Raw genomic sequence first — 10,803 nt, forward strand, 5'->3', positions numbered from 1 at the left:
GATCAAGAACTTGATTACTGAGAGTTTTGCCTGTACAACCATGGCAAGGAGTTAAAAACGTAATGGCACGTGCAACTGGCAAAGAGGCAATTAGGCTTTGGTATGAGTTTTTGAAACGTGCTTGTGCTGATACCAACATCGCAGTGAATGCCAAGTACTACAAAGACTGGGGCGATGTCACTGCGACCAAGTTTGAAACTTGGTGGAAGACCAATGCTGAACAGCTGTTTCCTTATCGCAAGGTGGAGGTGGTGCAGCGTTACTTAAGTGACGCTGGCATGGTCCATGTCAGCGTGCCCATGGCTTTGACGCCCACTGAGGCTGCCAATCAAGTTAGGCAAGTGCTAATTGACCACTACAAAGGGATTGACCATGATCCCAAGCCACAGCGTGTGTATCAGCTAACGCCTGGTGCAGAGCTCAAGGTCAGTGCGCTGCGTGCCTATTTGGCTACCTACGATGCCAACCAGCGTTTGATGGCTACACTTGAACTGCCACGATTGCCAGCCAAGCTGTTGTTGGCTGAGGTGCGGCGTGTGTACATGGCGCGAAGCCACAAGTGGAAGAACACCAAGCGCAAGGTTGAAGGGTTGCCTATGGCGCTGGCTGGCGACATTGTTTATGATGTTGAGAACGACCAAGTGATCTCAAACGACAATGATGTCAGCGCAGAGCGTGCTGTTCGTCGCTACTTGGCAATTGCCAACAACCTTGTGAAGGCTGCAGCTGTGGGCGACTTCCCCAGCAGAGACTATTTTAAATTGTAAAAAGCATCATGAAGCTGTAGGATGTACTTGTTGCTTTGGGACTTGTCCCATAGGCTGATAAAGCTGTGCCACAAAAGCTGCTGGACACATGTGCATTCATTGAGGACTTGCTGGGCGAGGATGCTTGGCAAGCCAAGTTGAAAAAGCACCACAAGTTGCTGAATGATGTGTTCAGCAAAGTGCCTCTTAAAAGCGTTGTTGCTGATGATTTTTTGCGGTAATTGGAATTATTGAATGTCTGATACTATTATTTCATTGTTGCCCTTAATTCTTATGACATTGATTTTTTTCTTTGTCAATAGATGGATTGGAAAGCGGTGTGGTGTTTGGGGGGTTAAACATATTATTTTGTCTTTGACTCCTGTGTTGAGTTACTTTGCAACAATTTTGATATTTGTTGATGCAGTTGTAATTTTAAGAAAAAGAATTGATGAACTTGAGTCGACTGAAATTAAGCCCGAACCTATTCAAATTGAAAGAAAACATGATTAAAAAATTTGCTGCTATTTTCCTCCTGTTTTGTACAATGCAAGCCAATTCAGAACCATTGGCAAAAGACGCACCTGAACGTAAGCAATTGATAGCTATGGGCTATGATATTGAAAAAGAAGATGAGGGTGATACTTTTACTGTTGTAAATACAGGACTGAATAAGATTGCATTCTCAAAAAATGCTGAAAGATTGGCTATTTCACGATACTTTAATAGGGAAAGAAAGAATCTTACTCCTGCAGAAGAGTTCGAGTTGTTGAAATTGATTAACACTTTCAATAAAGAGTATTCATATCAGTTCTCAGTGGGTGATGGAGTATTGACTGCAGTAATTTATGAGTTTGGTCTGTATGATCCAAAATCATTTGCAAGAATGGTTAGATTGATGGATAGAGTTAATTTCATTTTTGACTTGCATCCTCAAATTTACAAGCTTGTAAATAAGTAAATTAACTTATATTAACTCCACAGCTGCTTTCATAACTGTTGGATTTAATTCGATATACCTCAAAGTATTTTGAACTGATTTATGCCCAGCAAGTGCCATCAACACACGTACTCCAACGCCTTTGTTTGCTAGTTTGGTGATGAAAGTTCTGCGTCCACTGTGGCTAGTTGCGCCAGTCATGTGTGACTGCTTGTAAATTTTGTGGAACAACTGGCAAAGTGTGTTGGCAGTGAAGCCACGCTTGGGGTTCTTCTGCGTGGGAAACAAGGCACGTTGCGTGTCTGTCAGCGTAACTGCCAGCAAGTCCTTCAATCCAAAGCGTTGCTGCAAGTATTGCTCTAGCTCATCGCGCAGTTTTTTGGGCACTAGAACTGTGCGTGCCTTGTTGCCCTTTGTTTGGCTGGCGGACAAGGAAATCTCTTCAAGAACAGTGCCATCTGCTGCCAGCACGTCACAGATGCGTAGTGCTGCTACTTCTCCAACACGCATGCCAGCCTGGTGTGTGCACAGCAGCATGACACGATTGCGTGCAGCGTGGGGCTGTGTGAGGCAGTAGTTGAGGACTTTGCGCAGTTCGCGTTCAGTGAGCACACGTGCTTGAGCCATTGGGGTTGCCTTAAAAGTTGTGTTTGTGTGCATGCAAGTATGTTTTCTTTGTTTTGACTGGACGACCACTTTTTGACTGTGCAAAAAGTTGTTGAAATTCAATGAGATACGCAGCAACCAAAGCATTTACTTATTTCCTTTGTTTGTGCGTGAGCATGACTGCTGCGCGATGAGCAGCAAGCCCTACAAGCTGCTTTTGGTGCTGTCAGCTGCCCAAGCCTTGCTTGTATGTATTTAGCAGCTTGTAGGGCTTGCTAGCTTGCTTTTGGTCAGTTGTATACTTAAAATGGTAACAAGTAAAATGTACAAGGGTAAAAAGATATGAGCAATATGAATGAAAAAAAATCTTTGATAGTTATTGTGTCCTCAATACTTTTGATGACTTCATTTGAAGCTAGAGCACAATGGTGGAATCCTTTGGCGCCAAAAGATTTTGAGGACTGCGTTATTAAAAACTTGAAGTCTGGTATGGGTGAGGATGCAGTAAGAGCTCTCCGTTCAGCTTGTAGAGCAAAATTTCCTACAAAAGAATCTGCTGCTGAAAAATTGGAAGCCCAAAAGAAAGATGCAAGATACTTAAAATGTAATGAGGAAAATAAAATTGATTTAGATCATCGCTTTATTGCTATTGGGAGAGCCAATCAAATAAAAACAAATGAAATTCTATCAAATTTGAAATCTATTAAATTCGACCAAAGTGGAGCAGCTCCGTTTGTGAATTTTCAAAATATGAATTCTTTTGGGATTTCAGGTGTTATGATAGGGTTGACGAAGGATAAAAGTTGTCCTAGAAAAATTGAGGATTATATTTACACAACTTACTGTACTCAGGGAAATACAGAAAAAGGTGTATCTGGAGGTTCTTTTGGTGGGTTGAGTTGTGGATGGCTCCCTAAAGAAGCAAAGAATATTGGTTTTTGCCCAATTGGATTTTCACCAATGTATAATAGATTTGATGACAGTCTTTTAACTTTTCAAGAAAATAATGGATATTGCAATTAAAGGATAATTTGACATTTCGATGCTAAAGAAAAAAATTTTAGGTTTTTTGACTTTTTTTATGCATTGCATTGTAAATGCAGCTATCGAACTTGAAAAAATTAAGAGTGAAAATTCTTACACAATTAAAATTAGCAAATCAGTTGGGCTTGGTGATGTGGAAAAATTTCAAAATGTTGTTGATGAAGTAAAACGACGAAAACTTATTCTACACATGAATGCTGTGCAGTTGGATGTGTATGGTGGCGAGCCAAGTGTGGCAAGAGGAATTGGAAGAATAATTAGAGAAAACAAGTTCAATACATTTGTAGCGCCAGACAAAGATTGCGTGAGTGCATGTGTCTATCTCGCTATAAGTGGCGTAAGACGCATGATTTATGGGAGTGTTCTAGTTCATCGCTTTGCTCTTGTGAATGAAAAATTGACGGATGCCCAAATAGCCCAAATCATCACAGAGCACTTGAAAGAAGCCAATGCATATGTGTTGGAAATGGGGGGTAGTGTCAAGCTGATTGAAGCTACAAGTTTCACTCCAAACTGGGCTTTGAGAAGACTGTCAAAAGATGAATTAAATCATTGGGGTGTGTTTGGCTCAGAGCATATTGAAGATGAAATATTATTTAGGCGAAGTGCAAAGTTAGCTGGAGTCACTCCTTTGGAGTTCAACTCTGAGTATGTCAAATATATGGATATTTGTAAAAAGCAAGAATACTCGTTTAAAGAGCTTTCAACTAGATGCGTAGTCACTCAAATATTGAAGTCAAAAGGTAAAGCCAGCACTAAGACACTACTGGGACAATAAGTGTCAGCAGACGTTGCTAACCTATAATCAAACTAACTTTAGTTTGTATTGATTGCGTTGCTGGGAATCTAAGAATTCTGCGCATCCCATGTGCCATTCGTGTCCCATGCCAACTGTTTTATGCTGTTAGCTTCTTTAACAATGTAGCCAAACCACTTTTTGTGGATTGGCTGGGTAGTCATTCTTGTGTGTCAAATGAAAGTAATTTTGGAGATGTACTTTAAATGGATGCATATCAATATGAATGCATAATTGATTAAAATATGTGAGAAGTTTTTATTGTTCCAATGTGATTTGCACCCTGTATGGAGGTATGCATTTTCCAACACCTATATTGACTACTAAAAAACGACCGTTTTGTCCTTGAACAGTAATTTTCTCAATGCCTTGCCAAATAGTATCGTTTTCCAGATCAAATATTTTTACTCTTACGTTTCCATTAAATATTTCACTATTCCTGTTTATCAAATCTCCATATATAGTTCTGTTATCAAGTGTACTGCACCTGTAGTTTTTAATAACAAGACCTGGCACATTTGTTTCTATGGTTTGAGCTTTTAAGTTGCTCGAGAGTAAAATCAAAAATGCGATTCCAGTTGCTTGAAATTTATTGAGCAGTTTCATTTGAAGTCCTTAATTTTACGCAAATTTTATCGATGAATTTTACAAAAAGCAATAGCACTTGAATTGCTGTAAACCCCAATGCCTACCTACTAAATGGTTCACTTCATGTAGCTAGCAAACGAAATTCTATGGAAATGCCAGATTCAACGAATGGGGGTATAGTGTTACTGACAATGTCCAACGCATCATTATTTGTGTATCTCACTCTTGTTGTTGGTTGAGTGAACTGCGTTCACTCAGTGCTTTCGCAAAGCTCATTCGCTATCGCTCAATCGCATTTGCTCAGCACTTTTTTAGAAGTAATTTAAGCAGTGTTTTATGTGAGCAACTTGTAAAGGTGTCCATTGTTTTGAGCCAAGTTCACCCTACTAAAAATAGGGGTGAACTTGTTAGAAACATTGTCCGTCGCCACGTGACTGTTCAGTTGGGATTTGCATAGCATGTGCACTCATACATTGAGTAATGCAAATCTGATTTTATGCTAGTTCTAGTTTTCAATGGGCTCTGCTCCTTACCCAACCAACAGCGATTTTTAAAGCATCTTTAAGGTGTCATGATGCTATTTGAAAACTTTACGGAATAGACTAGTCTTGCTTCTTGTTGCCAAGCCGTTACTGTTACGATGTGGAAAATGTTACTTGCCAGTGGGCAGTTCATTTAAAGCGTCCTTGCGAGGATAGTTCCACAAAGCGTGTGCAGAACATCACACAGTCTACCGTCACTACACGAAGAGAACGGATTTTTGGCATGCTTTCAAGTGATGCTAACTTGTAGTTCTGTTATGCATTTATTTATGCAAAACCAAAGCTAATCAATAAAAACCAAAGACTTTTTTGGTGAAATCAGTGTGATTTTGGTCGCGCTCAATAGATTTTGAAAATAAAGTTACTGCACTCGTTCAACACACAAGGAGTAGAAAATGAGTGCATTGAATACATTGAAATTGGTCAGCGCCAAACGTCCCCAAACTGCAGCTCCAATCGTTCTTCGTCGCAACAAGCTCAGCAATCAACTGCATGAGCAAATTGAGCTGGCACGTTGCCAAGCTGATGGCAAAACCTATGCTCCCACTCGTGTGCGCAGCATCAAAGACAAGCACACTGGCGAACGCAAGCTGGTGGAAGCAGTCAAGCGTGTGAAGCAGTGGTGGTTTGTTGCTGACAGTGGGCGTGTTTGCTTGCAAGTGCGCTATGGCACACGCATGCTGGAACTGGCAAAAGGCAAGAACAGCATTGAGGTTGGCACAGTGGCTGACTTGCTGTCAGTGCTGGAAAAAGTCAAAAAGTGCGTGGAGGCTGGCGAGCTTGATGCACAGATTGATGCAGCCAGCGCTGCTTTTAGAGAACGGTTTAAACACTAACGAATTTCCGCATCCCATATTAAATTATGGGATCTTAATTATTTAATATTAAAAAATTAGGATTTATTCAATGGTTATGTATGATTTTTTCTCGGAAGTTATTTCTATGCTGTATTCAAGAGGAACTATTATTTTTCCAAGATAAATGTTTTCGAAATTTAAATTTGCTTTGCAGCCTATGCTGCCAATATTTTTATCCAAGTGCTTTATTCTTATATCTGATATTGTTTTCTTTTGTGAGTTGGGTTCATTAATTGATTTTTCTAAAATCGTGGTTGCATCATTAACTATTTCTTCGGAGAGTGTGGATAATTTTTTCGAGGATTTTATGTAGGAGTTGGCTTCGGGTAAGTAATTGTATATTAGCCAATTATATAGATTTGTATTTTTAAAATCTAATGATGCTGATTGTAGTATGTTTGCGTCTTCTCTTGCTGTATGTGGGCCATAGTATATCACTCTATCTTTTTCGCATATTTTTGAGTAGTACTGGAATTTACTCCAGTCCGATTCATAATATCCAGCCCCTGTTTTGTAAAATTTTTTCTCACATATTTTTATTGTATCTATTAATTTTACTTCTGATGCATTTTTTTGTTCTTTAAGAATCTGGTGCATATTGTTTCTGGGGTCACTTGCAATCAGCTTCATGAGTGCATTGTCCCAAGCATCTTTGGAATAAATATTTCTAATATTTATTTTGTTGCTTGAATGATTTAATATGTAATTTTTTACTGGCATTTCTGCACAATTTAAGCTTGCGGAAAATGAGGTGCTTGTTAATGTGTAAATTATTATAAAGAGGAAATTTTTCAGTATATTTTTTTTAAATAATCTAAGCATGGATTTTCGCTATATGAAATGTGAAATTTACTTTGTGAAGTATAGATAAATATGTCTGGAGGTGCAATAGTGTTGATAAATGAAATTGCAAGTGCAGAAGAGCAGATGGGGTTGTGGAAGTTGGTGAGTGACAACGTTTGGCAAGCCATCAGCACACAAGCTGAACAAGAGTCTCGTGCCAAAGCTGAAAAAGCAGCTGCTGCCAAGTCCAAGCGTTCCAAGCGTGGAGGAGGGCGAAAGTCTTCGCCTAAATCTGTTGGCCCAGTTGCTATGCCATCGCTCAAGATAAGTGCGCCACCTCCACCCAAGGCAAGTGATGTGAAAGCAGCAGATGCTGATGCACAACCTCAAAAGTCAGCACAGCAAAAAGCAGCACCACAAGGTCAAGGCCCACTGCCACGTTTGGGTGCTGTGCAAGCTGCAAAAACACCAGCAATGCAGCAAGTTTTGCCATCAAGCATTGCTAGGCCACAGATGCCAGGCACTGCATTGCCAGCAGTGCAAACAGCACGCCCCAAGCTCAGTGCTAGGTATGGAGGGCTAGTAGCTGGTGACGCTCCCAAGTAATTGTTTTTTATCGTTGCTGGTGCGTACTACTGTGCCGTACTACAATGCAATTACTGGCTTTTAGACCGCATAAATGCTGGGTTCTTTAAAAAGTCAGGGGTCTTCACACTGCAGGGGTCGCAAGTTCGAAACTTGCACTGCCCACCAAAAATTCCCTGAAATAAAAAGCACTTGAGAGAAATCCCAAGTGCTTTTTTGTTTGTCATCGGCATCTCAGTGATTCTTCCGTGTGAATGAATTCGTCTGGACTTGCGCCTTCTAGTTGCAGTAAGCTACAAGGTTTTCCACGTAACTTGTTGTCGTTCATGGACAGTCCGCTTCCCTCCATCCCAGCCAAACGCTATTTCACCATCGGTGAAGTGGGCGAATTGTGCGGTGTCAAGCCGCATGTTTTGCGCTATTGGGAGCAGGAGTTCACCCAGCTCCGACCTGTCAAGCGTCGGGGCAACCGCCGTTATTACCAGCACCATGAGGTGTTGATGATTCGTCGTATTCGGGATTTGCTGTACGACCAAGGCTTCACCATCAGTGGTGCACGCAACAGGTTGCAGGAGTTGGTGCAGGCCGACCGCCAATTGCGCCGTGGGCCAAGCGAAGTGGCAGACATGGACGATGACATGCTCAACGAGACTGAACAGTCCGCCATGCCATCAGGGCAATTTGAGACAGCTGAGCTTGAATGGGTCGAAGAGGGCGCGCGTGGCCCTTCGCTTTACAAGGAACTGATTGAAATTCGTGCTTTGCTCACGCTTTGAGCGCCAATTTATGAGGTTATAATTTAAAGCTTGTCGGCGTGTAGCGCAGCCTGGTAGCGCACTTGCATGGGGTGCAAGGGGTCGCGAGTTCGAATCCCGCCACGCCGACCAATATTGATAAGGGTTAGCAGATGAAAGTCTGCTAACCCTTTTTCATTGGTGGGTCCAGAAACGATATATGCAGGTCGGTGATACCGGGTCTTGTGTAGGCGCCAGCCCTGCTGGCGATTGTTTGCGGACCACCGTCAATCGCTTGCAGGCAAGCTCCTACAAACTCACGGTTATTCGCAGGCGCCAGCCCTGCTGGCGATTGTTAGCGGACCATCGTCAATCGCTTGCAGGCAAGCTCCTACAAACTCCCGGTATTCGCAGGAGCCAGCCCTGCTGGCGATTGTTTGCGGACCACCGTTAATCGCTTGCAGGCAAGCTCCTACAAACTCCCGGTATTCGCAGGAGCCAGCCCTGCTGGCGATTGTTTGCGGACCGTCGTCAATCGCTTGCAGGCAAGCTCCTACAAACTCCCGGTATTCGCAGGAGCCAGTCCTGCTGGCGATTGTTCGCGGACCATCGTCAATCGCTTGCAGGCAAGCTCCTACAAACTCCCGGTATTTGTAGGAGCCAGCCCTGCTGGCGATTGTTCGCGGACCACCGTCAATCGCTTGCAGGCAAGCTCCTACAAACTCCCGGTATTCGCAGGCGCCAGCCCTGCTGGCGATTGTTCGCGGACCACCGTCAATCGCTTGCAGGCAAGCTCCTACAAACTCACGGTTATTCGCAGGCGCCAGCCTTGCTGGCGATTGTTCGCGGACCACCGTCAATCGCTTGCAGGCAAGCTCCTACAAACTCCCGGTATTCGTAGGAGCCAGCCTGCTGGCGATTGTTCGCGGACCACCGTCAATCGCTTGCAGGCAAGCTCCTACAAACTCACGGTTATTCGCAGGAGCCAGCCCTGCTGGCGATTGTTTGCGGACCACCGCCCATCGGTGATCGGCATCCGTGAAGAAAAAATTGTTTTAATCAAATTTGAGATATTTAAAGCCGGAAAAATAAAAAATTTTGGTATTTTGGGATGAATTTCCCTAATTAGGGATTCTATTTTTTTGGCATTTTTGTGATAGTTGTCGGTATGTGGCTAAAGGCCTCAATTTCGACAATTAATCACTTGAAGAGTACACCATGAACAAAAGTCTCTCCCATTTCGCTGCACTCGGTCTTTTGACTTTTGGCATGTCTGTGCAAGCTCAAAGTTTGCAGGAAGTGATTCAAGCTGCACTGACTGAATACCCCGGCGTCAAGGCGGCACAAGCCGGTGTGGTGGGTGCCCAAGCCGAGATCGATCGGGCCAAGGGTGCGCAAATGCCCACCGTCAGCTTGAACGCCAGCAGCAGCCGATTCGACGGTGCCGAGGCGCAAAACCTCGTCACCCCCTTGCTGGTTTACAAAACCCCGCTGGGTGGCCGTGTGCAAGCCGACATCTTGCGCAGCGAGCAAGCGGCCAAAGTCGCCCAAGCCAAAATGCAAGTCAATCGCGATGAAGTCGCCTTGCAAGTGTCCGAAGCCTGGCTGTCCGTGGTGCGTGGCCAAGACATGGTGAAACTGGCCCAATCCAACTTGGCACAACACGTTGCGATCCTGGGTGACATCCGCAAAATTGTCGAGGTCGATGCCGGTCGCTCCATTGACCTGGTTCAAGCCCAAGTCCGTGTGGAATCTGCCCGCATCAATCTGGTGCAGCGCGAATCCGAGCTCGCGCAAGCCCAAGAAAAGCTCAAGCGCTTCTGGGCGCAACCCCTGAGCGCCTCTGCCTTTGGTGCTTATCCCAGCTTGCCCAAAGCCACTGCCGCCGACGAAAGCCAGGCCTTGGCTCAAGCCCAAGGCTTGCCAGCTGTCGTGCAAGCCCAAGCTCAACTGCAAGAAGCGCAGGCCAAAGTCGAAGGGGCCCAAGCGCAATACAAGCCCACGCTGGACTTCAGCCTTGGCCGTGAATACACCGGTGTAGCCCGTGGCAACCAAGCCAAACTGCAAGCCCAGTTCAGCTGGCCCCTTTACAACGGTGGGCAAACCGACGCCAGCGTTCGCTCTGCCCAATCCCAAGTGGTGGCCGCCAAGGACACCTTGAGCGAAGTTGAACTCATGGCGCGCGAACGCGTTCGCCTGGCCTACACCGAATGGACCTCGGCCAAAACCCGTGCCGACATTGCCAGCCAGCAACGTGTCCAGGGCGAAAAACTGGTGGATGGTTACCAACAGCAGTTCCGCATGGCGCGTCGCTCCTTGCTCGACTTGCTCAACATTCAGGGCGAATACGCCAGCTACCAACAAAGTGCAGCGCAAGCGCAATACGACGTGAAGCTGGCCGAGTACCGCATCAGTGCGGCCTTGGGCGAGTTGTCGGCCCACTTCGCCAAGCCCTGATCTGCCTCAAAAGCCACAGCTTCGACCACGCGTCACACCGAGCAACAGCACCGGTTCGTGACGCGTTCCGCGTTCAATTTTCAGAATTTATCAAGCGGTGATCACACTCCGCGCAAGCAAGTCCT

Annotated in this window: 14 protein-coding genes and 1 tRNA gene; 10 read left to right on the top strand and 5 right to left on the bottom strand. The window is 44.6% G+C overall.

From position 1 onward, the window contains the following. Positions 1–62: 62 nt before the first annotated feature. The 3 genes from ACZ5VE_RS05100 to ACZ5VE_RS05110 all read left to right on the top strand — a co-directional run bounded on the left by ACZ5VE_RS05100 (position 63) and on the right by ACZ5VE_RS05110 (position 1,707). The gene (locus tag ACZ5VE_RS05100; protein WP_464456957.1) at positions 63–767 is read left to right on the top strand and encodes a hypothetical protein; all 705 of its coding nucleotides are present in this window, start codon (positions 63–65) and stop codon (positions 765–767) included. 234 nt (positions 768–1,001) lie between these two features. Further along, positions 1,002–1,259 carry a hypothetical protein gene (locus ACZ5VE_RS05105; RefSeq protein WP_464456958.1) on the top strand — a complete coding sequence of 86 codons (258 nt, stop codon included), beginning with the start codon at positions 1,002–1,004 and terminating at the stop codon, positions 1,257–1,259. Further along, positions 1,252–1,707 carry a hypothetical protein gene (locus ACZ5VE_RS05110; RefSeq protein WP_464456959.1) on the top strand — a complete coding sequence of 152 codons (456 nt, stop codon included), beginning with the start codon at positions 1,252–1,254 and terminating at the stop codon, positions 1,705–1,707. Before ACZ5VE_RS05105 ends, ACZ5VE_RS05110 begins: the two co-directional genes overlap by 8 nt. Positions 1,708–1,713: 6 nt before the next feature. On the opposite strand, the gene ACZ5VE_RS05115 is transcribed toward ACZ5VE_RS05110, so the two are convergent. Beyond that, on the bottom strand, positions 1,714–2,439 hold the full coding sequence (locus ACZ5VE_RS05115) for a tyrosine-type recombinase/integrase (protein ID WP_464456960.1): 726 nt from the start codon (positions 2,437–2,439) through the stop codon (positions 1,714–1,716). A 195-nt stretch (positions 2,440–2,634) separates the two neighbouring features. Here ACZ5VE_RS05115 and ACZ5VE_RS05120 point away from each other — a divergent pair, with 195 nt between their 5' ends. After that, positions 2,635–3,315 (top strand): hypothetical protein, encoded by a 681-nt coding sequence (locus tag ACZ5VE_RS05120; protein ID WP_464456961.1) that lies wholly within the window; start codon positions 2,635–2,637, stop codon positions 3,313–3,315. Positions 3,316–3,334: 19 nt separating this feature from the next. Beyond that, on the top strand, positions 3,335–4,114 hold the full coding sequence (locus ACZ5VE_RS05125; protein ID WP_464456962.1) for a hypothetical protein: 780 nt from the start codon (positions 3,335–3,337) through the stop codon (positions 4,112–4,114). 276 nt (positions 4,115–4,390) lie between these two features. Here the strand turns inward: ACZ5VE_RS05125 and ACZ5VE_RS05130 are convergent, their stop codons facing one another. Then, positions 4,391–4,738, bottom strand: coding sequence for a hypothetical protein (locus tag ACZ5VE_RS05130; protein WP_464456963.1), 348 nt, complete (start codon positions 4,736–4,738; stop codon positions 4,391–4,393). A 943-nt stretch (positions 4,739–5,681) separates the two neighbouring features. Here ACZ5VE_RS05130 and ACZ5VE_RS05135 point away from each other — a divergent pair. Next, a complete protein-coding gene (locus ACZ5VE_RS05135; protein WP_464456964.1) occupies positions 5,682–6,098 on the top strand; it encodes a DUF6641 family protein in 417 nt (138 codons plus the stop codon). Positions 6,099–6,161: 63 nt separating this feature from the next. Here the strand turns inward: ACZ5VE_RS05135 and ACZ5VE_RS05140 are convergent, their stop codons facing one another. Genes ACZ5VE_RS05140 through ACZ5VE_RS05150 form a run of 3 tightly spaced genes read right to left on the bottom strand, consistent with a single transcriptional unit; the run spans position 6,162 to position 7,395 of the window. After that, positions 6,162–6,941 carry a hypothetical protein gene (locus tag ACZ5VE_RS05140; protein WP_464456965.1) on the bottom strand — a complete coding sequence of 260 codons (780 nt, stop codon included), beginning with the start codon at positions 6,939–6,941 and terminating at the stop codon, positions 6,162–6,164. Next, complete coding sequence (locus ACZ5VE_RS05145; protein ID WP_464456966.1) at positions 6,911–7,225, bottom strand: hypothetical protein; 315 nt, start codon at positions 7,223–7,225, stop codon at positions 6,911–6,913. Before ACZ5VE_RS05145 ends, ACZ5VE_RS05140 begins: the two co-directional genes overlap by 31 nt. Beyond that, entirely contained in the window at positions 7,222–7,395 is a 174-nt protein-coding gene (locus tag ACZ5VE_RS05150) for a hypothetical protein (protein WP_464456967.1), read from the bottom strand. Before ACZ5VE_RS05150 ends, ACZ5VE_RS05145 begins: the two co-directional genes overlap by 4 nt. A gap of 418 nt (positions 7,396–7,813) precedes the next feature. On the opposite strand from ACZ5VE_RS05150, the gene ACZ5VE_RS05155 reads away from it, so the two are divergent. From ACZ5VE_RS05155 to ACZ5VE_RS05170, 4 genes are all read left to right on the top strand, one after another. Then, the gene (locus tag ACZ5VE_RS05155) at positions 7,814–8,263 is read left to right on the top strand and encodes a MerR family transcriptional regulator (protein ID WP_464456968.1); all 450 of its coding nucleotides are present in this window, start codon (positions 7,814–7,816) and stop codon (positions 8,261–8,263) included. A gap of 34 nt (positions 8,264–8,297) precedes the next feature. Beyond that, positions 8,298–8,374 (top strand) — tRNA-Pro (locus ACZ5VE_RS05160). A gap of 284 nt (positions 8,375–8,658) precedes the next feature. Then, positions 8,659–9,336, top strand: coding sequence for a hypothetical protein (locus ACZ5VE_RS05165; RefSeq protein ID WP_464456969.1), 678 nt, complete (start codon positions 8,659–8,661; stop codon positions 9,334–9,336). 103 nt (positions 9,337–9,439) lie between these two features. Then, positions 9,440–10,678, top strand: coding sequence for a TolC family protein (locus ACZ5VE_RS05170; protein WP_464456970.1), 1,239 nt, complete (start codon positions 9,440–9,442; stop codon positions 10,676–10,678). Positions 10,679–10,803: the final 125 nt, after the last annotated feature.

The sequence above is a fragment of the Limnohabitans sp. INBF003 genome, assembly GCF_055396645.1.